The sequence below is a fragment of the Microbacterium sp. KR10-403 genome, assembly GCF_040196215.1.
Lineage (GTDB): Bacteria > Actinomycetota > Actinomycetes > Actinomycetales > Microbacteriaceae > Microbacterium.
The window spans coordinates 451,710-478,470 of the sequence record NZ_JBEGDC010000003.1 but is presented as its reverse complement, the minus strand read 5'-3'; the positions used below and the strand labels follow the sequence as shown (position 1 = coordinate 478,470).

22 protein-coding genes are annotated in these 26,761 nt (G+C 69.7%); 10 read left to right on the top strand and 12 right to left on the bottom strand.

The features are described from left to right. Positions 1-19 precede the first annotated feature (19 nt). The 7 genes from modA to ABMQ42_RS08975 all read left to right on the top strand — a co-directional run bounded on the left by modA (position 20) and on the right by ABMQ42_RS08975 (position 8,206). Positions 20-808, top strand: coding sequence for a molybdate ABC transporter substrate-binding protein (gene modA, locus ABMQ42_RS09005; RefSeq protein WP_349722635.1), 789 nt, complete (start codon positions 20-22; stop codon positions 806-808). Then, positions 805-1,617 (top strand): ABC transporter permease, encoded by an 813-nt coding sequence (locus ABMQ42_RS09000; protein ID WP_349722634.1) that lies wholly within the window; start codon positions 805-807, stop codon positions 1,615-1,617. Before modA ends, ABMQ42_RS09000 begins: the two co-directional genes overlap by 4 nt. Further along, entirely contained in the window at positions 1,614-2,498 is an 885-nt protein-coding gene (locus tag ABMQ42_RS08995) for an ABC transporter ATP-binding protein (protein ID WP_349722633.1), read from the top strand. Before ABMQ42_RS09000 ends, ABMQ42_RS08995 begins: the two co-directional genes overlap by 4 nt. Before the next feature lie 17 nt (positions 2,499-2,515). Next, the gene (locus tag ABMQ42_RS08990) at positions 2,516-3,568 is read left to right on the top strand and encodes a cytochrome P450 (RefSeq protein WP_349722721.1); all 1,053 of its coding nucleotides are present in this window, start codon (positions 2,516-2,518) and stop codon (positions 3,566-3,568) included. Positions 3,569-3,650: 82 nt separating this feature from the next. Further along, a complete protein-coding gene (gene fdhD, locus ABMQ42_RS08985; RefSeq protein ID WP_349722632.1) occupies positions 3,651-4,511 on the top strand; it encodes a formate dehydrogenase accessory sulfurtransferase FdhD in 861 nt (286 codons plus the stop codon). 32 nt (positions 4,512-4,543) lie between these two features. After that, positions 4,544-6,859: an FdhF/YdeP family oxidoreductase gene (locus ABMQ42_RS08980; protein WP_349722631.1), complete on the top strand. Its 2,316-nt coding sequence runs from the start codon at positions 4,544-4,546 to the stop codon at positions 6,857-6,859. Positions 6,860-6,895: 36 nt separating this feature from the next. Further along, a complete protein-coding gene (locus ABMQ42_RS08975) occupies positions 6,896-8,206 on the top strand; it encodes an L-lactate MFS transporter (RefSeq protein ID WP_349722630.1) in 1,311 nt (436 codons plus the stop codon). 53 nt (positions 8,207-8,259) lie between these two features. Here the strand turns inward: ABMQ42_RS08975 and narI are convergent, their stop codons facing one another. Genes narI through ABMQ42_RS08950 form a run of 5 tightly spaced genes read right to left on the bottom strand, consistent with a single transcriptional unit; the run spans position 8,260 to position 15,075 of the window. Then, a complete protein-coding gene (narI, locus tag ABMQ42_RS08970; protein WP_349722629.1) occupies positions 8,260-9,021 on the bottom strand; it encodes a respiratory nitrate reductase subunit gamma in 762 nt (253 codons plus the stop codon). Beyond that, a complete protein-coding gene (gene narJ / locus ABMQ42_RS08965; protein WP_349722628.1) occupies positions 9,018-9,551 on the bottom strand; it encodes a nitrate reductase molybdenum cofactor assembly chaperone in 534 nt (177 codons plus the stop codon). The genes narI and narJ overlap by 4 nt, the downstream gene beginning before the upstream one ends. Positions 9,552-9,569: 18 nt before the next feature. Beyond that, positions 9,570-9,716 carry a hypothetical protein gene (locus tag ABMQ42_RS08960; RefSeq protein ID WP_349722626.1) on the bottom strand — a complete coding sequence of 49 codons (147 nt, stop codon included), beginning with the start codon at positions 9,714-9,716 and terminating at the stop codon, positions 9,570-9,572. Beyond that, positions 9,716-11,356: a nitrate reductase subunit beta gene (gene narH / locus ABMQ42_RS08955; RefSeq protein ID WP_349722624.1), complete on the bottom strand. Its 1,641-nt coding sequence runs from the start codon at positions 11,354-11,356 to the stop codon at positions 9,716-9,718. The genes ABMQ42_RS08960 and narH overlap by 1 nt, the downstream gene beginning before the upstream one ends. Then, complete coding sequence (locus ABMQ42_RS08950; protein ID WP_349722622.1) at positions 11,353-15,075, bottom strand: nitrate reductase subunit alpha; 3,723 nt, start codon at positions 15,073-15,075, stop codon at positions 11,353-11,355. Before ABMQ42_RS08950 ends, narH begins: the two co-directional genes overlap by 4 nt. A gap of 195 nt (positions 15,076-15,270) precedes the next feature. On the opposite strand from ABMQ42_RS08950, the gene ABMQ42_RS08945 reads away from it, so the two are divergent. After that, positions 15,271-16,524, top strand: coding sequence for an MFS transporter (locus tag ABMQ42_RS08945; protein ID WP_349722620.1), 1,254 nt, complete (start codon positions 15,271-15,273; stop codon positions 16,522-16,524). Positions 16,525-16,574: 50 nt separating this feature from the next. After that, positions 16,575-17,615, top strand: coding sequence for a GTP 3',8-cyclase MoaA (gene moaA / locus ABMQ42_RS08940; protein ID WP_349722618.1), 1,041 nt, complete (start codon positions 16,575-16,577; stop codon positions 17,613-17,615). A gap of 21 nt (positions 17,616-17,636) precedes the next feature. On the opposite strand, the gene ABMQ42_RS08935 is transcribed toward moaA, so the two are convergent. Further along, on the bottom strand, positions 17,637-18,500 hold the full coding sequence (locus tag ABMQ42_RS08935) for a PhzF family phenazine biosynthesis protein (protein WP_349722616.1): 864 nt from the start codon (positions 18,498-18,500) through the stop codon (positions 17,637-17,639). 57 nt (positions 18,501-18,557) lie between these two features. Between ABMQ42_RS08935 and ABMQ42_RS08930 the strand changes: the two genes are divergently transcribed. Next, positions 18,558-19,154: a GNAT family N-acetyltransferase gene (locus ABMQ42_RS08930; RefSeq protein ID WP_349722614.1), complete on the top strand. Its 597-nt coding sequence runs from the start codon at positions 18,558-18,560 to the stop codon at positions 19,152-19,154. Positions 19,155-19,192: 38 nt separating this feature from the next. Here the strand turns inward: ABMQ42_RS08930 and adhP are convergent, their stop codons facing one another. From adhP to ABMQ42_RS08900, 6 genes are all read right to left on the bottom strand, one after another. Further along, complete coding sequence (gene adhP / locus ABMQ42_RS08925; RefSeq protein WP_349722720.1) at positions 19,193-20,215, bottom strand: alcohol dehydrogenase AdhP; 1,023 nt, start codon at positions 20,213-20,215, stop codon at positions 19,193-19,195. Between the two features lie 103 nt (positions 20,216-20,318). Next, entirely contained in the window at positions 20,319-20,876 is a 558-nt protein-coding gene (locus tag ABMQ42_RS08920; RefSeq protein ID WP_349722612.1) for a GNAT family N-acetyltransferase, read from the bottom strand. Further along, positions 20,873-22,570 carry a thiol reductant ABC exporter subunit CydC gene (gene cydC, locus ABMQ42_RS08915; protein ID WP_349722611.1) on the bottom strand — a complete coding sequence of 566 codons (1,698 nt, stop codon included), beginning with the start codon at positions 22,568-22,570 and terminating at the stop codon, positions 20,873-20,875. Before cydC ends, ABMQ42_RS08920 begins: the two co-directional genes overlap by 4 nt. Beyond that, a complete protein-coding gene (gene cydD, locus ABMQ42_RS08910; RefSeq protein ID WP_349722610.1) occupies positions 22,563-24,224 on the bottom strand; it encodes a thiol reductant ABC exporter subunit CydD in 1,662 nt (553 codons plus the stop codon). The genes cydC and cydD overlap by 8 nt, the downstream gene beginning before the upstream one ends. Positions 24,225-24,265: 41 nt before the next feature. After that, positions 24,266-25,294, bottom strand: a complete 1,029-nt coding sequence (gene cydB, locus ABMQ42_RS08905; protein WP_349722608.1) for a cytochrome d ubiquinol oxidase subunit II — start codon at positions 25,292-25,294, stop codon at positions 24,266-24,268. 9 nt (positions 25,295-25,303) lie between these two features. Further along, positions 25,304-26,737, bottom strand: a complete 1,434-nt coding sequence (locus ABMQ42_RS08900) for a cytochrome ubiquinol oxidase subunit I (protein ID WP_349722606.1) — start codon at positions 26,735-26,737, stop codon at positions 25,304-25,306. Positions 26,738-26,761: the final 24 nt, after the last annotated feature.

Sequence of the window (26,761 nt, the reverse complement as noted above, 5' to 3'; positions counted from 1 at the left end):
CCTGAGAGAGAGCAATCACATGCGCCGTATGACCGTCTTCGCCGCTGCTGCAGCGGCATCCCTCGCCCTTCTGCTGACGGGCTGCGGGAGCACATCCTCCGCCGAGCCGAGCGACAGCGCGGCCGCCGACACCCTGAGCGGAAACGTCGCGGTCTCGGCCGCGGCCTCGCTGCAAGGCGCCTTCGACAAGGCCATCAGCGAGTTCGAGTCCGCGCACCCCGACGTGAAGGTCACCGCGAACTACGACGGTTCGAGCACCCTGGCCACGCAGATCAACGGCGGCGCCGCAGTGGATGTGTTCGCGTCCGCGGACGAGGCCAACATGACGAAGGTCACCGATCCCGGCCTGGCCAGCGACCCGGTGATCTTCGCGAAGAACACGCTCGTCGTCGTCACACCCGCGGACAACCCCGGCAATGTCACGACGTTGGCCGACCTCGCGAACAAGGACCTCAAGGTCGTTCTCTGCGCCCCCGAGGTGCCCTGCGGCGCGGCGTCCCAGACCCTGCTGAAGAACGAGGGTGTCAGCGTGACCCCCGCCAGTGAGGAGCAGAACGTGACCGCCGTGCTCACGAAGGTCGAGAACGACGAGGCCGATGCCGGGCTCGTCTACAAGACCGACGCGAAGTCGGCGGGTGACCAGGTCACCTCGTTCACGCCCGACGGCGCCGATCAGGTCGTCAACTCGTACCCGATCGTCGTGCTGAAGGATGCCCCGAACAAGGCGGCCGCCCAGGCCTTCGTCGACTTCATCACCGGCTCGCAGGGCCAGGAGATCCTGTCGTCGTTCGGATTCGACAAGCCATGAGGCAGCGAGGATACGCGCCGCCGATCCTCGTCGTCCCGGCGTTGATCGGCCTCGCGTTCCTCGTGCTGCCGCTGGCGGCGCTGGTCGGCAAGGTCGAGTGGTCGACGCTGTGGGCCGACATCACGTCGGCCGAGGCGCTCGACGCGCTACGCCTGTCGTTCACGACGGGTCTTGTCGCCACCGCCGCCTGCCTCATCCTCGGCGTGCCGCTCGCCCTGCTCATCGCACGGGCGGGCGGCCGCCTGGCCTCGGTCCTGCGGGCGATCATCACGGTGCCGCTCGTGCTGCCGCCCATGGTCGGCGGGCTGTCGCTGCTGTTCCTGTTCGGGAGGGCGGGCTGGCTCGGCTGGACGGGCTGGCAGATCCCGTTCTCCACCGTCGCGGTCATCATGGCGCAGGCGTTCGTCGCCCTGCCGTTCCTCGTGCTCGCTCTGGAGGGGGCGTTGCGCACCTCGGGTGTCGCCTATGAGCAGACCGCCGCGGCGCTCGGCGCGGGCCGCTGGACGATCTTCTGGCGCGTCACGCTGCCGCTGGCGGGGCCGGGTCTGCTGTCGGGCGTCATCCTCTGCTTCGCACGCGCGATCGGTGAATTCGGGGCAACAGCGCTGTTCGCGGGCAATGCGCCGGGCGTGACCCGCACCATGCCGTTGGCGATCTACACGGCGTTCAACGGTGCCGGGGTCACCCAGGCCTCGGCCGTCGCGCTCTCGCTGCTGCTCCTGGTGACCGCGATCGCCGTGCTGCTGCTCGTGCGCGCCTGGCGCCCGAACGCGCCCAGTGCGCAGACGTCGGTGGAGGGCGTGGGATGAGCGGCGCGACGCTGGATGCCCGCGTGGGCGTCGACCGCGGCCGGTACACGCTCGAGGCCGAGGTGCACGCCGACGCCGGTGAGATCGTGGCGGTCATGGGGCCGTCCGGCACCGGCAAGTCGACGCTGTTCGGTGCGCTCGCCGGTTTCATCCCGCTCGATGACGGGTTCGTGCACCTCGACGGGGTGACGATGGATGCCGCATCCGGCCCCCATGTGGCGCCACGCGATCGCGGGATCGTGCTGCTCGGGCAGGAGCCGCGGCTGTTCCCGCACCTGACCGCGCGAGAGAACATCGCCTTCGGCCCGCGCTCGCGGGGCACCGCGCGCGCGACGGCGCGCGCGGACGCCGAGGTCTGGCTGGAGCGCGTGGGATTGGGGGGCTTGGGTGGCCGCCGGCCCTCCGAACTGTCGGGTGGCCAGCAGCAGCGCGTCGCCCTGGCGCGGGCGCTGGCCACGTCGCCTCGTGTTCTGCTGCTCGACGAGCCCCTGACTTCGCTCGATCCCGAGACCGCGGGCGGCATCCGCGCGCTCCTGACCGAGCAGCTGAATGAAACGGAGACGACCGCACTCGTGGCCACCCACGATGCGGCGGATGCGGCATCCCTCGCCTCCCGCCTGGTCATCCTCGAAGACGGTCGAGTCACTCAGACGGGCACGGTGCGTGAGGTGCTGGATGCCCCGGCCACCCCGTTCATCACGATCATCGCCGGCACGCTGCCGAAGGACGATCGGTCAAGCTTGCTGGCGCGGGTCGTGCAGGTCGACGAGGGCGAGGGCAGCGTCGCCGCGCTCGCACGCACGGCCGACGGTGCGGAGGTCGTGCTGCAGCTGCCCATTGGCACGGCCATCGCGCCGGGGGCGACGATCACGATCCGGTAGAGTCCGGCAGCGTGAGCATGTGCGAGCGGGACGACCGCGGCCGCCTCGTGCTGCGCCGGCACGCCGATGCGGTCGCGGTCGCGCATGACCCCGGCACCTTCTCGAGCCGGGTGTCCGCGCACCTGCAGATCCCCAACGGACTCGACGGCGATGCGCATCGGGACGCGCGGCGCCTGCTCGACCCGTTCTTCGCGCCCGCGCGCCTTCAGCGACTGCGCCCGGGGCTCGAAGACCTCGCCCGCGCCCTCGTGCCCGAGCTGCGACATCCCGTCGACGCCGTCGGCGAGCTGGGCGCGCGGTACTCGGTGCGTGCCGCATCGCTGTGGCTGGGCTGGCCCGCGGGGCTCGAGGACGAGCTGCTCGACTGGGTCGCCGCCAACCGCGCGGCAACGCGCTCGGGTGACCGCGCGCGCACGGCGGCGGTCGCGGCGCGCTTCGACGAGATCGTGCACGCGCTGGTCGTGGCCCGCTGGGCCACCGGTGCCGATGTCACCGCCGAGCTCATGGCGACCCGCACCGCCGACGGACGCACGCTGCACGAGGAGGAGATCGTGTCGATCCTGCGCAACTGGACCGGCGGCGACCTGTCGACGCTCGCCCTGTGCGTGGGAGTCGTCGCGCACGGTCTCGCGGTGCGCCCCGCGCTGCAGGACGCCCTCGTCGACGCCCCCGACGAGGCGCTGGCGGCCGCGATTGACGAGCTGCTGCGCATCGACGACCCCTTCGTCTCGAACCGCCGGCGTGCCACGGCCGACACACAGGTGGGGGAGTGCCCGGTGCGCGCCGACGAGGTCGTCGTGCTGCACTGGCCGAGCATCAACCGCGACCCGGAGGTCTTCGGCGACCCCGACGCGTTCGCGCCCGTGCACAACGCCGCCGCGAACCTCGTCTATGGCACGGGACCCCACGTGTGCCCCGGCCGGCCGCTCGCGACACTCGAACTCGTCGTGCTCGTGCGGGCGCTGCTGCGCGCGGGGCGGCTGCGACTCGCGCCCGGCACGACACCGGAACGCGAGACGCCCCCGGCGGGCGGATTCGGTCGCGTGGACATCGTGCTCGAACCGGTCTGATCCAATCGGCCCCGATCGCCCGGAAAACCGCTACGGTGAGAGGTATCGAGAGCGCAGTGCAGCGCCCTCGCCGGAGGTTGCCATGGGCAGGATCACCACGCGCACGAAGATCGTCCGGATCACCGTCGGAAACGACGAGCCGGATGCCTCGACGGTGCGGCGCATGGACACGCTGGCGGCCGAGGAGCCGCTGGAGATCAGAGTCGGCGGCGCGCCGCTGACCGTCACGATGCGCACGCCCGGCGACGACGTGGAGCTGGCGGCCGGCTTCCTCGTGTCGGAGGGCGTCATCACCCGCGCCGGGCAGTTCGCATCCGCGATGCACTGCTCGGGCCCGGGAACCGAGGCCAACACCTACAACGTGCTCGATGTGCGGCTGGTGCCCGGCACGCCGCTGCCCGACCCCGCACGCGCCCGGCACTCGTACACCACGAGCGCCTGCGGAGTGTGCGGCGCGGCATCCATCGACCAGGTGCGCACCGCGTCGTCGTTCGACGTCGCGACCGACTCGGTGGCGGTGGATGCGGCGGTCCTGGCAGAGCTGCCCGACGCGCTGCGCACACGGCAGGCCGTGTTCGAGAAGACGGGCGGACTGCACGCGGCGGCCCTGTGCGACGCGAGCACCGGAGAGGTCCTCGTCGTGCGTGAGGACGTCGGCCGCCACAATGCCGTCGACAAGGTCGTCGGCTGGGCGCTGCTGAACGACCGGCTGCCGTTGCGCGGGGCGGTGCTGCAGGTGTCGGGGCGCGCGAGCTTCGAGCTCGTGCAGAAGGCCGTGATGGCCGGCATCCCGATCCTCTCCGCCGTCTCGGCGCCGTCGTCGCTGGCCGTGGAGATGGCCGAGACCTCTGGGCTCACCCTCGTCGGCTTCCTGCGCGGCGATTCCATGAACGTCTATGCCCGGCCGGACCGGGTGCGAACGAGAGCGCTGCTGCCGGCCTGACCGGAGCGGCCCGGAATGAAGGAGAGTGCACGATGACCGCCAAGGCACCGGTGCAGGATGTCACGGAAGCGGCCACTGCGATGGAGGTGGAGGAGCCCCGCCACTGGGCGGCCGGGGTTCCGGGCATCGCCCACGCGATGGGGCCCGCGATGGCCGACATGGGAGTCGGACGCGCGCTGAGCCTGCTCACCGACATGAACCAGAAGGACGGCTTCGACTGCATGAGCTGCGCGTGGGCCGATCCCGAGGAGCGCAAGACGTTCGAGTTCTGCGAGAACGGGGCGAAGGCGGTCACGTGGGAGGCCACGCCCGTCACGATCCCCACCTCGTTCTGGGCGGAGAACTCCATCACGAGCCTGCAGGACAAGTCGGAGTACTGGCTCGGCATGCAGGGGCGGCTCATCGAGCCGCTCTACAAGCCCACCGGGCAGGACAACTACCGGCCCATCACGTGGGACGAGGCGTTCACGCTCATCGCCGACCGGCTGAAGGCCATGGACTCGCCGAACGAGGCCACGTTCTACACCAGCGGGCGCACGGCGAACGAGACCGCGTTCGCCTACCAGCTGTTCGCCCGCGAGATGGGCACGAACAACCTGCCCGACTGCTCGAACATGTGTCACGAGTCGACGGGCCTGGCGATGGGACAGACGATCGGCATCGGCAAGAACACGATCGCCTACAAGGACTTCGCCAAGGCCGATCTGATCATCATCATGGGACAGAACCCCGGCACCAACCACCCGCGCATGCTCACCGCGCTGGAGGAGGCCAAGGAGGCCGGTGCCGAGATCGTCGCGATCAACCCCCTGCTGGAGGCGGGACTGATCCGCTACAAGAACCCGCAGAAGGTGAAGGGCATCATCGGCCACGGCACCGGCATCGCCGACCAGTACCTGCAGATCCGCGCCGGCGGCGACGGATGGCTGATGAAGGCCATCTCGAAGCGGGTGTTCGACGCCGAGGACGCGAAGCCGGGCACCGTGCTCGACCACGCGTTCCTCGACGAGCACTGCCAGGGGCTCGACGAGTTCCGCGAGAGCCTGAAGGACCTCGACCCGGAGATGGTGCTGCGCGCCACCGGCCTGACCGCCGGCCAGATCGACGAGCTCGCCGAGCGGTACCTGCGCGCCGACAAGGTCATCATCACCTGGGCGATGGGGCTGACCCAGCACCGCGACGCCGTGAGCATCATCAAGGAGGTCATCAACCTGCTGCTGCTGCGCGGCAACATCGGCAAGCCGGGAGCAGGAGCCTCGCCGATCCGCGGCCACAGCAACGTGCAGGGCGACCGCACGATGGGCATCTGGGAGCAGATGCCGCCGAAGTTCCTCGATGCGCTGCAGCGCGAGTTCGGCTTCGACCCGCCGCGCGAGAACGGCTATGACGTCGTGCAGGCGGTCGAGGCCATGCGCGAGGGCAAGACCAAGGTGTGGATCTCGATGGGCGGCAACCTGGTGTCCGCGGTGTCGGACACGCACGCCGCCGAAGAGGGCTTCCACAAGGTGGGGCTGAACGTGCAGGTGTCCACCAAGCTGAACCGCAACCACCTCACGGTGGGCGACGAGGCGATCATCCTGCCGGTGCTCGGTCGCACCGAGATCGACATGCAGGAGGCCGGACCCCAGATGCTGACGGTCGAGGACTCGGTCTGCGCCATCCACTCCACCCGTGGCAAGGTGAAGCCGATCTCCGACAAGCTGCGCAGTGAGATGTCGGTCGTGGTCGGCATCGCACGGGCGTACTTCGGTGACACCGGTCCGGTCGACTGGGCGTCGTTCGAGAAGGACTACGACGTCGTGCGCGACCACATCGAGCACGTCGTCCCCGGCTTCGACGACTTCAACAAGCGGCTCAAGGCCGACAACGGGTTCATCCTGCCGCACGGACCGCGCGACTCGCGCACGTTCCCGACCGCGACCGGCAAGGCGATGATCACGGTCAACGACCTCGAGTACATCGAGTGCCCTCCGGGGCGCCTGCTGCTGCAGTCGATGCGCGCGCACGATCAGTTCAACACGACGATCTACAGCCTCAACGACCGCTACCGCGGCATCAAGCGCAGCCGTCGCGTGATCTTCGTGCACCCCGACGACCTCACCGAGCTGGGCATCGAGGACGGCGCGCTCGTCGACGTGCACAGCGAGTTCTCGGACGGCGTGGACCGGTCCGTGCAGGCGTTCAAGGCCGTGGCGTTCCCGACCTCACGCGGGTGCGCGGCGACCTATTTCCCGGAGGGCAACCCGCTGGTGCCCCTGGGATTCACCGCTCTGGGCAGCAACACTCCGGCATCCAAGTCGGTCGTCATCCGCCTGGAGCCGGTCGCCGAAGCCGCCGTGTCGGCCTGATCCGCAGGCGGGCGCACCTCGAGAGAAGGGACAACGATGTCTTCGAGCGCGGAATCCGCAGTCCATAGACCCACCGCCGGGCGATGGTGGATCGTCGTCGCCGCCCTGCTTCTGCAGTTCTCCATCGGAGCCGTGTACGCGTGGAGCGTATTCGGCAAGGCGCTCGCCGAGCCGACGACGATGAATCTGTCCACCTCCGAGGCGTCGCTGACGTTCACGGTGACGATCGGCATGATCTTCATCGGCAGCTACGTCGGCGGCAAGGTGCAGGACCGCACGGGTCCGCGCCCGGTCGCCCTCACCGGCGGCATCATCTACGGCATCGGATGCCTCATCGCGTCGTTCGCGGTGTCGCATGATGCGAGCCTGCTGTGGCTGCTGGTGCTCGGCTACGGGGTGATCAGCGGCTTCGGCCTCGGCTACGCGTACATCGTGCCGATCGCGATGCTGCAGAAGTGGTTCCCCGACAAGCGCGGGCTCATCACCGGGCTCGCCGTGGCCGGCTTCGGCTTCGGCGCCGTGGTGACCGCACCCGTGGCGCAGTGGCTGATCGCCATGACGCCCACCGAGCCGAACCGGGCGTTCCTGCCGCTGGGCATCGGATACATCGTGCTGGCGGTGGTCGGCGCGTCGTTCTTCCGCAACCCGCCGGAGGGCTACACGGTGCCGGGGTGGAAGCCCTCGGTGAGCGGTCGCACGCGCGACGCGTACAAGCAGTTCACCGAGCAGGAGGCCCTGCGCACCCCGCAGTGGTATCTGCTGACGGCGATCCTCACGCTGAACGTCACCGTGGGCATCGCGCTGATCGCGCAGGCGGCGGCCAGCGCCAAAGACATCGCCGGCTACTCGGTCGCCGGGGCTGCGGCCCTGGTCGGTGTGCTCGCGCTGTTCAACGGCGGCGGCCGCATCTTCTGGGCGTGGATCTCGGGCTTCACCGGCCGCATGGTCGCGTTCGGTCTGATGCTGGGGCTGCAGGGCGTCTGTCTGCTGATCGTGCCGCACGCCACGAACGGGGTGCTGTTCTTCATCCTCGCGGCGATCGTCTACCTCTGCTACGGCGGCGGGTTCGGCACCATGCCGGCCACGGCGGGCGACTTCTTCGGGGTCAAGCACGCCGGCGCCATCTACGGACTGATGATCATCGGCTGGAGCCTGGGCGGCATCATCGGCCCGCCGATCATCGCGGCGCTCATCGGCGAGGACCAGAACTACGTCCTCGGCTACACGGTCATCGGGATCATCGCGCTGGTGTCGCTGATCGTTCCGGCGGTCACGCGCATGCCCAAGCCCGAGACACCGGCCGCTGCGGTGGTCGTGGACGGGAACGGGATGCCGGAGGTCGACTGACGACGAAAGGGCGCGGCATCCACTCTTCGGATGCCGCGCCCTTTCGCGTGACGCTACGGCCTGCGCAGCCGCTCCGGGTCGGGGGCGGCGACCGGGTCCCACCCGCGGCGGGTGGCGCGGGTGCCGCTGCGGTGCTCGTCGCGCGACCGGTACACGATGTACGGGCGGAACAGGTACTGCACCGGCGCCGAGAACACGTGCACGAGGCGCGTGAACGGCCAGAGGATGAACAGGCATGTCGCCGTGATCGCGTGCAGCTGGAACATCAGCGGCGCCCCGATCATGAGCTCGGGCTGCGGCTGGAAGAGGAGGATGCTGCGCACCCACGGGCCGATCGTCGCCCGGTATTCGTATCCGGGCCCGAACAGCTGGTAGATGAAGGTGGCGAGCGTCCCGAACAGCAGCGTCGCGCCCAGGAACACGTACATGACCTTGTCCATCGTCGTCGTGGCCAGGAACACCGGCCCCACCGTGCGGCGGCGGTAGATGAGGATGGCGAGGCCCAGGAGGGTCAGGATCGCGGCGGCCGTGCCCAGCACGGTCGCACCGATGTGGTACATGTGCTCGTTGATCCCGATGGCGTACAGCCACTCGCGGGGGATGAGCAGACCGACGAGGTGCCCGGCGACGACGCAGAGGATGCCGAAGTGGAACATCGGCGAACCCCACCGCAGCAGGCGGTTCTCGTATGACTGACTGGAGCGCGTGGTCCACCCGAACTTGTCGTAGCGGTACCGCCAGATGTGGCCCACGATGAACACCGCGGCGGCGATGTACGGCAGAGCCACCCACAGCAGCATGGACAGGGGGTTCATGCGTCCTCCCTCACTTGGAACGGCGGCAGGTTGCCGAGGAAGCTCAGCCCCACGGTTTCGGTGGGCGGCCCCTCGTTGATCAGGTCGAGGTAGCGCTCGCGCGTGGCGGCGTCGATGGGCGGCAGCGACAGCGTGACCGCGCGCACCACGCCGGCCCAGGGGCTGTCCATGCCCTCGAGCGCCGCGCGGAGCACCTCGACGCCCTCGCGGTGGCTCGACAGGAGTGCCGCCGCGATCTCGGAGTCGCTCATGGCGGAGAACTCGAGGACGGCCGGCAGGTAGTCGGGCAGCTCCTGCGCGTCGAACTCCCACCCGGCGGCGCGGTACGCCTCCAGGATCGTCACCAGCGCGGTGCCGCGCTTACGGGTGTCGCCGTTCGCGTAGTACGTCAGATAGAGGCTGCACTTGCGCTTGAGGTCGAACGTGTTCACGTACAGACGGCCGAGATCGTCGGATGCCTCGGCCACATCGATGAACTGCAGCAGCGGCGTGCGCACCTCGGCGGGAACCGGATCGATCAGCGCCCGCACCTGCGGGATCCGGGCGAATCAGGCCTCGTCGGGGTAGTCCAGCAGCACCGACGCCGCCATGTGCACGCGCTGGCGCTCGTCACGGGTCAGCGCGAGGGCGTCGAGCGCGGGCGGCAGCTTGCGCCGCGGCGTCACGCGGGTGCGAGAGCGGGTGAGGAGAGGCATCAGGACTCGTCCTTCGGTGGGAACAGACCGTCGGGCGAGCCGTTGCCGTCCCAGTTGAGCAGATTCACGCGGCTGCCGGGCGAGGCCGGGCTGTCGGAGGTCTGCCGGTCGGCCAGTGCGTGGAAGTTCTCCACCGCGACCGGCACCGGGTGGCCGCTGGACATGCCGAAGTGGTTCGGGCCGCCCATACCGGGCCCGCCGTCGTAGTCGAGCGAGCAGGCGAGCTCCTCGAGCTCGCGGGCCTGCTCGGCGTGCGCGGCGGGGATGACGTAGCGGTCGTTGTACTTGGCGATCGCCAGCAGCCGGTACATCTCCTCGATCTCCACACCGGTCATGCCGACCGCCGTGGCGATCGACTCGTCGCGGTCGTCGTCGAGGTTGATGCCGCGCATGTACGACCGCATCGCGGCGAGCTTGCGCAGCGACTCGTCGACGGGCGCGGTGTCACCGGCGGTGAACAGACCCGCGAGATACGAGATCGGGATGCGCAGCTTGTCGATCGCGGCGAACAGCGTGCGGGCGTCCTCGCCGTCGTTGCCCGAGCCGGTCACCACGTCCACGACGGGGCTGAGCGGCGGCACGTACCAGACCATCGGCATCGTGCGGTACTCGGGGTGCAGGGGGAGCGCGACCTTGTACTTCTTGATGAGGGCGTAGATCGGGCTGTTCTGCGCGGCCTCGATCCAGTCCTCCGGGATGCCGTCGCGGCGGGCGGCCTCGATGATCTCGGGGTCGTTCGGGTCGAGGATGACGCTCCGCTGGGCGTCGAGCAGGTCATGCTCGTTCTCGACGCTGGCCGCCTCGGCGACCCGGTCGACGTCGTACAGCACCAGGCCGAGGTAGCGCAGACGGCCGACGCAGGTCTCTGAGCACACGGTGGGCAGACCCACCTCGATGCGCGGATAGCAGAGCGTGCACTTCTCGGCCTTGCCGGTCTTGTGGTTGAAGTAGACCTTCTTGTACGGGCAGCCCGACACGCACATGCGCCAGCCGCGGCACTTGTCCTGGTCGACGAGCACGATGCCGTCTTCGGCGCGCTTGTAGATCGCGCCGGACGGGCAGGATGCCGCGCACGACGGGTTCAGGCAGTGCTCGCAGATGCGGGGCAGGTAGAACATGAACGCCTGCTCGAACTCCGCCTCGACCCGCTCGCTCATCTTGCGGAGGATCGGGTCGTCCTGCATGGTCTCGGCGGAGCCGCCCAGGTCGTCGTCCCAGTTGGCCGACCACGAGATCTTCATGTCCTTGCCGGTCAGCAGCGACTTGGGCCGTGCGACCGGGATGTGCTGGCCCTTCGGGGCGTTCAGCAGCATGTCGTAGTCGTAGGTCCAGGGCTCGTAGTAGTCCTCGATCTCGGGCAGGTTCGGGTTCGAGAAGATGTGCGCGAGCTTCGACAGGCGCCCGCCCGCGCGCAGCTTGAGCCGGCCGCGCTTGGTGCGCACCCAGCCGCCTCCCCACTTCTCCTGGTCCTCGTACGTGCGCGGGTAGCCGACGCCCGGCCGGGTCTCGACGTTGTTGAACCAGACGTACTCGACGCCGGTGCGGTTGGTCCAGGCCTGCTTGCAAGTGACCGAACAGGTGTGGCATCCGATGCACTTGTCGATGTTCATCACCATCGACATCTGAGCCATGACCTTCATCGGTACTGCACCTCCTGGCTGCGGCGGCGGATCGTGGTGACCTCGTCGCGTTGGTTGCCCGTGGGGCCGAGATAGTTGAACGCCCATGCCAGCTGTGCGTAGCCGCCGATGAGGTGGCTGGGCTTGAGCAGGATGCGCGTCAGCGAGTTGTGGATGCCGCCGCGCTGCTTGCTGGTCTCCGTGATCGGCACATCCACGGTGCGATCCTTCGCGTGGTACATGTACACCGTGCCCTCGGGCATGCGGTGCGTGACGATCGCGCGGGCGACCACGACGCCGTTGCGGTTGTAGGCCTCGATCCATTCGTTGTCGCGGACGCCGATCTTCGCGGCATCCTCGAGGCTCATCCAGATCGTGGGGCCGCCACGGCTCAGCGACAGCATGAAGAGGTTGTCCTGGTACTCCGAGTGGATCGACCACTTGGAGTGCGGTGTCAGATAGCGCACCGAGACCTCCGCGGCGCCGCTTTCGGCATCCACCCCCGTCTTGCCGGGTGTGGCGTCGTTGAACAGCCGTGCCATGTCGAGCGGGGGACGGTAGATCGGCAGGTTCTCGCCGAGCTCCTCCATCCAGTCGTGGTCGAGGAAGAAGTGCTGGCGCCCGGTGAGGGTATGCCAGGGCTTGAGCTGCTCGACGTTGACCGCGAACGCCGTATAGCGGCGGCCGCCGTGCTCCGAGCCCGACCACTCGGGCGAGGTGATGACACTGCGCGGCTGCACCGTCACGTCGGTGAAGGTGATGTGCGTGCCCTCGTGCTCCTCGGCGAGGAACGCGAGCTTCTGGCCGGTCTGCTTCTCGAGCTGCTTGAAGCCCTGCACCGCCAGTCGGCCGTTCGTCGTGCCCGAGAACGCCAGGACCATCTCGCAGGCGCGGCGGTCGGTGTCCAGCCGCACGCGGCCGGCCATCGGGCCCGCCTCGACCGTGCCGTTGAGCTGGCCCAGCATGGCGATCTCGGCCTCGGGGTGGTACGTGATGCCCTTGGTGACCATGCCGACCTTCTCGGACAGCGGGCCGAGGGTCTTCCACTTGTCGGCCAGCGCCGGATAGTCGCGCTCGACGACGATGAGCTTGGCCATCGTCACGCCGGGCTTGAGCGGCAGGTCCTGCACGGTCCCGTGCGGGGTCGCCATGACATCCGGGGTGTCGTGCTGCAGCGGAGCGGCCACGACGTCGCGGCGCACACCCAGGTGGGTGCGGGCCAGCTCGCTGAACTTCTCGGCGAGCACCTTGAACGTGTCGAAGTCGCTGCGCGTCTGCCAGGGCGAGTCGATCGCCGGGCTGAACGAGTGCACGAAGGGGTGCATGTCGGTCGACGACAGGTCGTACTTCTCGTACCACGTCGCCGTCGGCAGAACGATGTCGCTGAACAGCGTCGTGCTCGTCATGCGGAAGTCGCTGGTCATCAGCAGATCGAGCTTGCCGATGGGGGCGTCGTCGTGCCAGGTGATGTCACGCGGCCGCGACTCCGTCTCGCCCACCCGGATCGCCGAGTCGGTGCCGAGCAGGTGCTTGAGGAAGTACTCGTTGCCCTTGCCCGACGAGCCCAGCACGTTCGCGCGCCACATGTCGATCACGCGCGGGAAGTTCTCCGGTGAATCGGGGTCTTCGCACGCGTAGTGGAGCGAGCCGTCGTTGAGGCTGTCGACGATGTACTGCGCCGGCTCCTTGCCCGCGGCCTCGGCCTCGTCGCACAGGTCCAGCGGGTTGCGCGAGAAGGTCGGGTAGCTGGGCATCCACCCGCGCTTGACCGACTCGACGAGGCAGTCCGCCGTGGTCCGGTCGTCGAACGCTCCGCGGGCCAGCGGCGAGGCCAGCTGGTTGGCGGGCAGCCCGTCGTAGCGCCACTGATCGGTGGCGAGGTACCAGAACGCGGTACCGATCGCCTGGCGCGGCGGGCGGTTCCAATCGGCCGCACCGGCGTACTGGTTGTAGCCGGTGAGCGGGCGGACCTTCTCCTGCCCCACGTAGTGCGCCCAGCCGCCGCCGTTCACGCCCTGGCAGCCGGTCATCATCGTGAGCGCCAGGAAGGTGCGGTAGATCGTGTCGGAGTGGAACCAGTGGTTCGTGCCGGCGCCCATGAGGATCATGGACCGGCCGCCGCTGCGCTCGGCGTTGTCGGCGAACTCGCGGCCGATGCGGGTGGCCTGCTCGGCGGGGACCGAGGTGATCTCCTCCTGCCAGGCGGGCGTACCCGGGGTCGACGCGTCGTCGTAGCCGGTCGGCCACTCGCCGGGCAGGCCTTCGCGCGCCACGCCGTAGCGGGCGAGCATGAGGTCGAACACGGTGGTGACGGTCTTGCCGTTCACGGTGCGCACCGGCACGCCGCGGCTGACGACGCCGGTGCCACCGGCGTGCTCCTGGCCCTCTTCGGGCGTGACGTCGAAGCGCGGCAGCGCGAGCTCGGCCGTCTCCCACCCCTCGAGGTCGGCGATCGACAGCTGCGGCACCACGTCGCCGAGGTCGAGGTTCCACTTGCCCTCGTCCTCCGGCGAGAAGCGGTGACCGAGCGAGCCGTTCGGGATGACCACTGAGCCGTCGGCATCGAGCACCGCGGGCTTGAACGCCGCGTGCGCGGCGGCTGCGGCATCCCCGTCCAGATCACTCGCCGTGAGGAACTTGCCGGGGACCAGCCGGTCGCCGTTGCGCTCGACGGTCACCAGGTAGGGCGCGTCGGTGTAGCTGCGCATGTAGTCCTCGAAGCGCGGGGTGCGCTTCTGCACGAAGTGCTCGGTGAGGATCACGTGCCCCATCGCGATGCCGAGGGCGGCGTCGGTGCCGGGGTGCGGCGAGGCCCACTCGTCGGCGAACTTCGTGTTGTCGGTGTAATCGGGCGAGACCACGACGACCTTCTGGCCGCGGTAGCGGGCCTCGGCCATGAAGTGCGCGTCGGGCGTGCGGGTGACCGGCACGTTCGAGCCCCACATGATGAGGTACGACGAGTTCCACCAGTCGGCGGATTCGGGCACGTCGGTCTGGTCGCCGAAGACCTGGGGGCTCGCCACCGGCAGGTCGGCGTACCAGTCGTAGAACGACAGCATCGTGCCGCCGAGCAGATTGAGGAATCGCGAACCCGATCCGTGCGAGATCATCGACATCGCAGGGATGGGCGAGAAGCCGGCCACCCGGTCGGGGCCGTACTTCTTCACCGTGTAGACGTGGGCGGCCGCGGCGATCTCCATCGCATCGTTCCACGTCGTGCGGATCAGTCCGCCTTTGCCGCGGGAGCTCTTGTACGCCCGGGCCTTCGTGGGATCTTCGACGATCGACTCCCAGGCGTCGACGGGGTCGGGATGCTGCCGCTTGGCCTCGCGCCACAGGTCGGCGAGGGTGTCGCGGATATAGGGGTACCGCACCCGCGTGGGCGAGTAGGTGTACCAGCTGAACGCCGCGCCGCGCGGGCAGCCGCGGGGCTCGTACTCGGGGGAGTCGGGACCCACCGACGGATAGTCGGTCTGCTGGGTCTCCCACGTGATGATGCCGTCTTTGACGTACACCTTCCACGAGCACGATCCCGTGCAGTTCACACCGTGCGTGGAGCGCACGACCTTGTCGTGCGACCAGCGGTCGCGGTAGAACACGTCGCCGTCGCGACCACCCTCGAGGAAGAGGGCACGCAGGTCGGGCGAAGTCTCGCCGGGCCGGACGAAGCGACTCAGCGAGAGCAGGGTGTCGGCCAGAGCGCCGTCCGTGGTCGGCTCGGTGTGGATGCGGGGTGTCATGCGGATTCCTCCAGCCTCACGAATACCCCCAGTATGGGACGCCCCGACCGCCCTTGTCAGCAGGCCGGCCGTTTTTAATCCCGTGGGAAATCAGGGGAAAACGAAAGCGCGCGTGAGCGGCCGAATAATCACGGTGAGGGGTGTAGAGACGGGCGCTCATCGTCGCTACTGTGTGGCCAGACGAGAGGAATCGACATGGCCGACACTCAGGCTTCGTCCACTCCGGGATCGCCGACACAAACGGCGGTGCCCCCCGATCTGCGCGGCGGGATGTTCCAGGTCATCCTGGCGACCCTCGCCTCGACAGCCGGGTTCTGGGCGTGGATGGCGATCTCACCGCTGCAGAACATCTACGCGACCCAGATGGGACTGGGGCAGGGGTCGATCTCGCTGATGCTCGCGATGCCGGTGCTGGTCGGGGCGCTCGGCCGCATCGTCGTCGGCGCGATGACCGACCGGTTCGGCGGACGCAAGATGTTCACGTTCGTGCTGCTGGCCGGTGTCCCCGCGGTGCTGCTGGTGGCGCTGGCCGGTGCGATCCACAGTTTCGGGCTGCTGGTGTTCGCCGGCTTCCTCCTCGGCGTGCCGGGCACGATCTTCGCGGTCGGCATCCCGTTCTCGAGCGCGTGGTTCCCGCCCGCACGTCGCGGCTTCGCCAACGGCGTGTTCGGCATGGGCATGATCGGCACCGCGGTGTCGGCGTTCTTCACGCCGCGACTGGCCAACTCGATCGGCTACCTGCCCACGCACTTCATCATCGCGGCGGTCATGGTCGTCATGGCGGTGCTGGTGTGGTTCTTCCTGCGTGATTCTCCCGTGTGGACGTCGAGCAACCAGAAGCTCGTGCCCAAGGTCACCGGCGCGCTCAAGCTGCTCATCACGTGGGAGATGTCGTTCCTGTACGCCATCGTCTTCGGCGGGTTCGTCGCGTTCTCCACCTATCTGCCGAAGTACCTGATGACCATCTACCCGAACGAGGTCGATCCGATCGGCGCCGGCACGCGCACGGCGATGTTCGCGGTCGCGGCGGTCATCGCCCGGCCCATCGGCGGTGTACTCGCCGACAGGTTCGGTCCGAAGGTGATCTCGCTGCTGTCGCTGGCGGGCGTCGTCGCGGCGGCGTACGTGGTCGGGCAGCAGCCGCCGGAGGGCGTGCTCACCGGCGTGACCTTCCTCCTGATGGCCGCCGCGATGGGACTCGGCATGGGCGCGGTCTTCGCCTGGATCGGCCCGTCGACCCCGCCCGACAAGGTCGGTGCGGTCACCGGCGTCGTGGCCGCGGCAGGAGGCCTCGGCGGCTACTTCCCGCCGCTGGTCATGGGTGCCACGTACCACACCGAGAGCAACTCCTACTCGTTGGGCCTGTGGCTGCTGGTGCTCGTCGGAGCGCTCGCGCTGGTGGTCGCGGGGATGCTGCGGGACGCGCGTCCGCAGAACACCAAGAAGTGATTCGATCGTGGATCGGCCCCGGGTCCTCCGGGGCCGGTTACCGTGGAACCATGAGCGCGCAACAGCTGCCCAGCGCACGCGACATGCGCGGCCGCGCCCTGCATGATCTGCGGATCTCGGTGACCGATCGCTGCAACTTCCGGTGCGTGTACTGCATGCCGAAGGAGATCTTCGGTCGCGACTTCGCCTTCCTGCCGCGCGAGCAGCTGCTGACCTTCGAGGAGATCGTGCGCGTGGCGCGGGCGGGTGTCGCGCGGGGCGTGCGCAAGCTGCGGCTCACCGGCGGCGAACCGCTGCTGCGCCGCGACATCGAGGAGCTGGTCAGGATGCTGGCGGCGCTGCGGACCCCGGAGGGCGAGCGCCTCGACATCGCGGTCACCACGAACGGGTCGGCGCTCGCGCACAAGGCGGCGGCGCTGCGCGAGGCCGGGCTGAACCGCGTGACGGTCTCGGTGGACTCGCTCGACGACGCCACGTTCCGGGCGATGAACGACGTCGACTTCCCGCTGCAGCGCGTGCTGGACGGCATCCGTGTCGCGGGCGAGGTCGGATTCGACGCGATCAAGATCAACACGGTCGTCAAGCGCGGCATGAACGACGGCGACGTCGTGGCGATCGCCGAGCGCTTCAAGGGCACCGGGGCGACGGTGCGCTTCATCGAGTTCATGGATGTGGGCACGACCAACGGTTGGAACCTCGAGCAGGTGGTTCCCTCCGCCGAGATCATCGCACGCATCGACGCCGTGCATCCGCTCGAGCCGGTGCCGCCGGCGTACCCGGGGGAGACGGCCACGCGGTGGCGCTATCGGGACGGCAGCGGCGAGGTCGGGGCGATCTCGAGCGTGACGGCACCGTTCTGCGGTGCCTGCTCACGGGCGCGGCTGTCGGCGGACGGCAAGCTGTTCACGTGCCTGTTCGCGGCGCGCGGCCATGACCTGCGGGCGCTGCTGCGGGGCGGCTGCACGGACGCCGAGCTCGAAGACGCACTCCTGGGCATCTGGGCGAAGCGCGACGACCACTACTCCGAGATCCGGTCGGCGGCCACGCAGCATCCCCGCGAGCGCATCGAGATGTCGTACATCGGCGGGTGAGCTCAGAGCTCGACGGTGAGATCAGAGCTCGACGGTGCCGCGGATCGTCGTCGTGGTCTCGCCGCCGACCCAGATGGCGTCGTCCTCGGTCGTGACGTGGACCCGGCCGCGACGATCCAGCGCGGTGCCCTGCGCGGCGACGTAGGACGGGGGAAGGATGCCGTCGGCGGTGAGCCACTGCGCGGCGGCGGCGTTGAAGCTGCCCGTGATCGGGTCTTCGGGCACGCCGATGCCGGGGCAGAAGACGCGCACCTCGATCGCGGTGTCTGCATCGGGACCGCCGGCGGGCTGCGCGCCGATGGCCCCGAGGCCCGTCGGGGCGAGCGCGGCGACCTCGGGCAGGTGCGGGTCGAGCGCGAGGACCTCTTCGGCGGTGGCGAGGCGGACGGCGACGAATCGCGGACCGTTGCTGAGGCGCCGTGCGGCGAGGATCGCGGACGGGTCGACGCCGAGCGCGTGCGCGGTCGCGGCGTGTTCGGCGTCGGTGAGTGGTGCGGATTCGGTCAGCGGGGGAGCGGCGAAGGCCAGGCGGCCCGCACTGCGCCGCAGCTCGATCAGGCCGGCGCCGCACTCCTGCACGAGGCGTGCGGGGTCGGGGCGGTCGCCGCCGACCGTGCCACCTGCTTCGAGCCAGGCGTGCGCCGAGCCGAGCGTCGGATGCCCGGCGAAGGGCAGTTCGCCGCCGGGCGTGAAGATGCGCAGACGGTAGTCGGCGTCGGCGGTCGTCGGCCGCAGCAGGAAGGTCGTCTCGGAGAGGTTCGTCCATCGCGCGAACGCCTGCATCTGCTCGTCGGTGAGGTCGTCGGCCCCGTGTACGACGGCGACCGGGTTGCCGCGCAGCGGTTCGGCGCTGAACACGTCGACCTGCGAGAAGGACAATGCCATCCCGTCAGCGTAGTGCGCGGGACGGTGCCGCCGGAGCCAGGGGCATAGGCTCGACGGGTGAGCAGCATCCGTCCCTTCCGCGCCGGCGACGAACCCGCCCTCGGCGAGATCTGCGTGCGCACCGCCGACAGCGGCGGTGACGCGACCGGTCAGCTGTCGGACGACGAGATCTGGGCTGCGATCTTCGCGTGGCCGTATGCGGCGCGGCATCCCGAACTGTGCTTCGTGGTCGAGACCGACGACGACCGCGTGGTGGGCTACGTCGTGGGCACGCCCGACTCCGACGCGTTCGACCGCTGGTTCGCCGACGAATGGTGGCCGCGCTTCGCCGAGCGCTGGCCGCGCCCGACCGACGAGACGACCCCCGAAGGGGCGATCCTCGCCGGCGCCTACGCGCACGGCACCGCGCCCAACCCCGGGCAGGCGGCGGGGTACCCCGCGCATCTGCACATCGACCTGCTGCCCGAGCTGCAGGGGCAGGGTTTCGGGCGTCGCCTCATCCAGACCCTCACCGACGCGCTGCGCGCGCAGGGCGTGCCGGGTGTGCACCTGGTCGCCTCGGCTGAGAACGCCGGTGCTATCGCGTTCTATCCGCGCGTCGGGTTCACGCCGCTCCCGTGGGACGGCGGACGCGCCTTCGGCATGCGGCTCTGAAGAGACGGGATGCCGCGGGCTGCGGCATCCCGAATCGATCAGGCGGTCGCGTACTCCATGACCACGCGACCCTCGATCTTGCCGTGCTCCATCCGGTCGAAGATGTCGTTGATGTCGTCGAGCTTCTCGACGGACGACACGGTCGGGTGGATCTCGCCGCGGGCGTAGAAGTCGAGCGCCTCGATCATGTCCTGCCGCGTGCCGACGATCGAACCGCGGATGGTGATGCGGTTCAGCACGGTCGAGAAGATGTCGGCCGGGAACGTGCCCGGGGGGAGTCCGACGAACACGACGGTCCCGCGCCGGCGGCACATGCCCGTCGCCTGGCCGAACGCCTCCGGGTGCACGGCCGTGACCAGCACGCCGTGGGCGCCGCCGGTCTGCTCCTGGATCGCGGCCACCGGGTCTTCGGACGCGGCGTTCACGGTCACCTCGGCGCCGTGCGTGCGGGCCAGGGTGAGCTTCTCGTCGTCGATGTCGACGGCGGCGACGCGCATGCCCATCGCGACGGCGTACTGCACGGCGACATGGCCGAGCCCGCCGATGCCGGAGATGACGACCCACTCGCCGGGCTTGACCTCGGTCTCCTTCAGGCCCTTGTACACGGTGATGCCCGCGCACAGGATCGGCGCGACCTCGATCGGGTCGGATCCCTCGGGGATGCGCGCGGCGAACTTCTCGTCGACGAGCATGTACTCGCCGAAGCTGCCGTCGACGCCGTAGCCGCCGTTCTTCTGGTCGGGGCAGAGGGTCTCCCAGCCGGTGCGGCAGTACTCGCAGGTGCCGCAGGCGCTCCACAGCCAGGCGTTGCCGACCTTGTCGCCGACCTTCAGCGTGGTGACGCCGTCGCCGACGGCCACGACCTCGCCGTAGCCCTCGTGGCCGGGGATGAGGTTCGCCTTCGGGGGCACGGGCCAGTCGCCGCGCGCCGCGTGCAAGTCGGTGTGGCAGACGCCGCTCGTGATGACGCGCACGAGGGCCTGACCGGGACCGGGAGTGGGCACGGGGACCTCTTGGATCTCCAGTGGCTTGTCGGGCGCAACGACGACCGCCGCGCGCATCGTGGTGGGAACCGACATGAGCTTTTCGCTTCCTTTCGGACGGCCCCTTGCCGTCCTCGCTGCACACGATACTCCTATGTGGTCAGACCACACAAGGGGGTGATCACGGGGAATTCTCTTCGCTCAGATCACGCACTCTGCGGCGCTCTCGCAGGGCCGGGATGCCGGTGCCGCCGACGATGCGTTCGTCGTCTTTCACCGCCCCGTCCTCGCGCCAGCCGTGGCGCTCGTAGAACTGCGCGGCGCGCTCGTTGCCGTCGAGCACCCAGAGCGACGCGATGCGGAACCCGGAGGAGCGAAGGGCGTCCTCCGCCGCCGTGATCAGGACGTGACCGACGCCGGTCGACCACTGCGCCGGCAGCGCGTACAGGGCGAGAAGCTCCCCGCGCACCCCGGCGCCGACATCGTCATCGCGGCAGGGCCCCACCGACGCCCAGCCGACGGGGCGGCCACTGCGCAGGGCGAGGAACTCGACCGCGCGCGGGTCGACGTGATAGCGCCCCCAGTCCCGTGCGCGGCGCTGCGCCTCGAAGCGGATGTCGAGCCGCTCGAGCAGCGCCGGCGGGACGAGCCCGTCGTAGGCCGTGCGCCAGGACGTCACGCGGATCGTCGCGATCGCGCGCGCATCCGCCGCCGTCGCCCGCCGCACCGTCAAGGTCATGACCAGACAGTACCCGCCTTCAGGCGTCCGTCCTCCATCCGCACGACGCGATCGACCATGCCGGCGGGGACGTCGACGTGGGAGATGAGCAGGACGGCGCGATCGCGGCCCACGGCCGACAGCAGGTCGACCAGGAGACGGTCGGATGCCGCAGGGTCGACGCCTGCGGTCGGCTCGTCGAGAATGAGCACGGGGAACCGCGCCAGCAGGGCGCGGGCCAGTGCGATGCGCTGCGCCTGTCCGCCCGACACCAGCCTTCCGCGATCGCCGACGCGTGCATCGAGGCCTCCGCGCTCGCGGACCCACGGCGTGAGGCCGGTGCGGTCCAGGACGTTCCACAGCTCATCGTCGGTGGCGGTGTCATGGGCGAACAACAGGTTCTGGCGGATCGATTCGTCGAACAGATAGGGGTTCTGCTCGCACAGCCCGACCGTGCGCCGAAGATCGTCACCCGAGAGCGTGCGCACGTCGACGCCGCCGATGAGATAGCGCCCCGTGTGCTCGAGAAAGCGCACGAGCATGTGCGCGAGCGTGGTCTTGCCTGCACCGCTCGGTCCGACGAGGAGGATGCGCTCGCCGGGCGCGATCGTCAGGTCGACGTCGTGGAGTGCGGCGTCGTCGCCGGCGCGCGGCCAGCGGGCTCCCACACCCTCGAGCACGAGGCCCTCACCGAGCGCCGGTGCCGTCCCGGTCGGTGCGGGATCGCTCCGCACGAGCTCTTCGGGCACGTGCGATGGTGTCGCGCGCGCGATCCGCACGGCGGCGCTGCGCACCTGACGCCAAGACGCTAGAGCCAGGGGCACCGGACCGAACACCTCGAAGACCGCCATCGGCAGCAGCACGAGGACTGCCAGTGACGGGCCGGTCAGGCCGCCGTCGCCGTGAGCGGGCAGGGCGACCAGAAGCATCACGACCGAGGCGACGCCGGTCAGCAGCGACACCGCGCCCGTGGTCAGGCCCTGCGCCCAGGCACGGCGCACCGTGGCTCGGCGCAGCGCCTCGTCCGCCGCGTGCACGCGCGCGGCGGCGGCATCCATCGCCCCGTACGCGGTGAGCACGTCGAGGGAGGTGAACTGGTCGAGCAGTGCGTCGGTCAGGCGGCCCCGCAGCGGCGCGATAGCACGTTCGGCGCGCGCTCCGGCCGCGGTGCCCAGACCGACGGCGAGCGCTGCGGCCGCGACGAGGCAGGCCAGCAGTGCGAGCGCGGCGGCCGGGGAGAGGAACGCGGTGAACACGACGCTGCCCAGCGCGGCCAGGCCCGCGACGACGAGGGGCTGCACGACGCGCAGAGGGAGGTCCTGGAGCGCCTCGACGTCGTCGACGAGGCTCGACAGCAGGTCACCCCGCCGGGTGCGCGCAAGTCCGTCGGGAGCCAGCGGGAGCAGGCGGCGCACGAGTCCCGTGCGAAGCAGTGCGGACTGGGTCAGGGCGGCATCGTGTCCGGTCAGGCGCTCGAGATAGCGGAACACCCCGCGGCCGAGGGCGAACGCGCGGACGGCCACGATCACCGCCGACAGGTACATCAGCGCGGGCTGCTCGGCCGCCCGGGTGATGAGCCATGCGCTAGCGGCCAGCAGCGCGATCGCGCTCACCGCCGTGCCCGTCCCTGCCAGTACGGCGGGGGTGAAACGGCGCGCACGCGGCTGCGCCGTGCGCAGCAGAGCACGCGCCTCGGAAGACAGCGGATCAGGCACCGGTCACCTCCGAGGCCGCGGTGACGCGCACGACGCGGTCGGCGATGCGACGCGCGCTCGTGCGGTGAGAGACGAGGAGGATGCCGCAGCCGCCGTCCGCCTCAGCGCGGAGAGCGTCCCACAGACGCGCTTCGGTGTCGGCGTCAAGGGCGCTCGTGGGCTCGTCGAGCGCGAGCACCCGGGCACGTCCGGACCGTGCGCGATAGAGGGCGCGCGCCACGGCGACGCGCTGCGCCTGTCCGCCCGACAGGCCGGCGCCCTGCACCCCGAGCCGCCGTGCGGGATCCATGGACGGGAGGCGGGCGGAGTCGAGGCAGGATCGGACGAGCGCGGAGTCGACTTCGCTCGCGCCCAGCGCGACGTTCTCGGCCACGGTCCCGGTGATCAGCCCGGGATGCTGCGGCGCCCAGGCGATGAGCTCGCGCGGCGGCCGCGCGGCGCGGATCTCTCCGTCCGCGTCGGTGAATCCGAGCAGCGCGGCCAGCAGCGACGACTTGCCGCTCCCGCTCGGCCCCTCGATGACGACGATCTCGCCGGCGTCGACCGAGAGGTCGACCGGCGGGGCCGACCACGTGCCGCGGGTGACGCGCACGCCCCGCAGCTCGATCAGCGGCCCCGCATCGCGCAGCACGAGGCCGGCGCTCTCGCCGACCGCCGGGTCTGCGGCATCCAGCACGGCGAACACCTCATCGCTGGCGGCGACCCCCTCAGCGGCGGCGTGGAACTGCACGCCCACCTGGCGCAGCGGGAGGTACGCCTCGGGCGCGAGTATGAGCACGAACAGCCCGACGAGCAGCGTCGTCTCTCCCGAGAGCAGCCGCAGCCCGATGGTCACCGCGACGATCGCCACCGAGATGCTGGCGAGGAACTCGAGGGCGAAGCCCGAGACGAACGAGACTCGCAGCACCGCCATGGTCTCCCGCTTGTACTGCGCGGTGACGGTGCCGATACCGTCGGCGGCGCGGCGATGGCGGCCGAAGATCTTGAGCGTGCCGAGGCCGGCGACGGTGTCGGCGAACCGGGTCGCGAGCCGGTGCAGCGTGTCGAGCTGTCGGCGCTGCACGGCGCGCGTCGCCAGCCCGATGAGCACCATGAACAGGGGGATGAGCGGCATCGTGGCGAGCACGATGAGCCCTGAGATCGGGTCGGCCACCAGGATCGCGATGATCAGCAGCGGAGTGGTGATCGCCGTGGACACGAGCTGGGGGAGATAACGGCCGAAGTAGGCGTCGAGGGACTCGAGCCCTCGTCCCGCGGTCACGGCGAGCGAGGTCGGGCTGCGATCGGCGAGTCCCTGTGGCCCGCGGCGGCCGGCGGCATCGACGAGGGCGCTCCGCAGCTGCAGCGATGAACGGGCCGCACCGCGCGCACTGACGAGCTCGGAGAGTGCGAGCAGCCCTCCGCGCACGAGGGCCAGGGCGACGCCGGCACCGAGGAAGGGGAGGAGGTATGCCGCGGACGCGCCGCCGACCGCACCCACCAGCACTCGTGACAGCACGTACGAGAACACGATCACGACGGCGGTCTGCACCAGGACGATGACGGCGCTGCCGGCGAAGAAGCCCCGTGCCGCCCGCGCGTAGCGCAGCAGGCGCGGGTCGACGGGCGGGGTGCGGCGGCGGGCGCTCGTCTCGTCGCCCGACGCGTCGGTCATCGCGGTGATGTCTGTCCTCGCTCCTCGGTCTCGGGCCGTGCTCAGTGCGCGGCCGCGGCGCGCTCGATGTGCGAGCGCGAGACGCGCTTGCGGAACACCCAGTATGTCCAGCCCTGGTACAGCAGCACGAGGGGCAGGAAGATGAGCGCGGCCCAGCTCATGATGGTCAGCGTGTAGTCGGTGCTCGACGCGTTCTCGATCGTCAGGCTGTACGCCGGGTCGGTCGCGGAGGGCATGACGTTCGGGAAGAGGGCGAACCAGAGTGTCAGCACCGCTGTGACGACCGTGAGGGCGCCGAGCGCGAATGCCGATCCCTCGGCGCCGCGCAGGTTCGCGACCCACGATCCGATGAGCAGCACCGCCGCCACAGCCGCGAGAACGATCACGACGGCCAGCAGGGGGGCGCCGGCGGCCTCGGCATTGACGATCGTCCAGATGAGGAAGGCCGCGGCGACCACGATCGTGAGCAGTCCCGACCAGGTCGCGAGCCGGCGTGCGTCCTGCTGCACCTGCCCGTCGGTCTTGCGTGCGACGAAGTACACGCCGTGGGTGAAGAACAGCAGCAGCGTCGTGACGCCCCCGAGCAGCCCATACGGGTTCAGGAGCGTGAGCAGGCTGCCGGTGAACTCGTGGTCGGCGTCCAGCGGCACGCCCTGCACGATGTTCGCGACGGCGACGCCCCACAGCAGGGCCGGCACGGCGGAGCCGGCGACGATCATCGTGTCGAAGCCCTTCTTCCAGCGCAGGCTGTCTCGCTGATGGCGGTACTCGAACGAGACGCCGCGGGCGATGAGCGCGAGAAGGATGATCAGCAGCGCCAGGTAGAAACCGCTGAACAGTGTGGCGTACCACTCCGGGAACGCTGCGAACAGGCAGGCTCCGGCGACGATGACCCAGGTCTCGTTGAGGTCCCAGACGGGTCCGATCGTGTTGATGATCTGCCGGCGCCCGATGTCGTCCTTCCCGAGGAACGGCAGCGACATCCCCACGCCGAAGTCGAAACCGTCGAGCACGAAGTAGCCGACGAAGAGGAACCCGACGATGAAGAACCAGAGGTGGGCGAGGTCCATGATCTTCTCCTAGTACACCGTGGTCGGGGTCTCGTGCCGGTCGGCTGCCGGCGCATCGGGATCGGGGAGGGGGTCGGGGCCCTTCTTCGCCGTGCGGATGATCAGACCGACCTCGACTACTGCCAGCGCGGCGTAGATGAGTGTGAACGAGATGAGCGAGATCAGCACGGTCCAGCCGGGCACACCCGGTGATACGCCGTCCTGGGTGAGCATGAGGCTGAACACGATCCACGGCTGCCGGCCCATCTCGGTGAAGACCCAGCCGACGAGGATCGCGAGCAGCGACAGGGGGTACGACCAGATCGCGATCCGCCATGCCCACTGCGGCACCTCGCGCTTCGCGCCCTTGCGAGTGAACCACAGTCCGGCGATCGCGACGAGGACCGCGATGCCGCCCAGTCCCATCATCCAGCGGAACGCCCAGTAGGTGATCCACAGGGTCGGTGCGAAGCTGCCGTCGACCTGCTGGGCGAGATCCGGCCACTGCTGTGCATACTGCGCGTTGAGGTCGTTGATGCCCTCGACGCACGCGCTGAAGTCATGCTCGGACAGGAACGCGAGCAGGTACGGGATGCGGATCGAGAAGAGCTCGTGCGTGCCGTCGGGGGTGCCGAGCGTGAACACCGAGAACGAGGCATCCGCTCCGCACGCCGTGTGGAACAGTGCCTCCGCGGCGGCCATCTTCATCGGCTGCGTGGCGACCATCTGCAGGCCGAGCTGGTCGCCGGAGAGGAATGTGCCCGCGAACGCGATGATCATCGCCCACAGTCCGAAGCGCAGCGACGAGCGCATCATCACCTCGTTGCGCCGACGCGCGAGCTGCCACGCCGACACCGAGATGATGACGCCGGCGGTGAACATGAACGCGGCGAACATCGTGTGCGGGAACGCGGCGAGCACGACCCGGTTGGACAGCACCGCGCCGATGTCGGTGAGCTCGGCGCGTCGGCCGTCGGCCGACATCTGGTACCCCACGGGGTTCTGCATGAACGCGTTGGCGGCCAGGATGAAGTAGGCAGAGAGCGTCGCGCCGATCGCGGCGATCCAGATCGTCGCGAGGTGCAGGGCCTTCGGCAAGCGGTCCCAGCCGAAGATCCACAGCCCGATGAACGTGGCCTCGAAGAAGAAGGCCATCAGACCCTCGAAGGCGAGGGGGGCGCCGAAGACGTCGCCGACGAAGCGCGAGTAGTCGGACCAGTTCATCCCGAACTGGAACTCCTGCACGATGCCGGTGACGACGCCCATCGCGAAGTTGATCAGGAAGATCTTGCCGAAGAAGCGCGTCAGGTGCAGCCACTTCACGTTCGCCGTCCGGAACCAGCAGGTCTGGAAGATCGCGACCGTGAACGACATGCCGAGCGTCAGCGGCACGAACAGGAAGTGGTAGAGCGTCGTCAGCCCGAACTGCCAGCGCGCCAGCAGGAGGGGGTCGAGAAGGTCCATCGAGACTCCGTTCCGCGGGTCGGC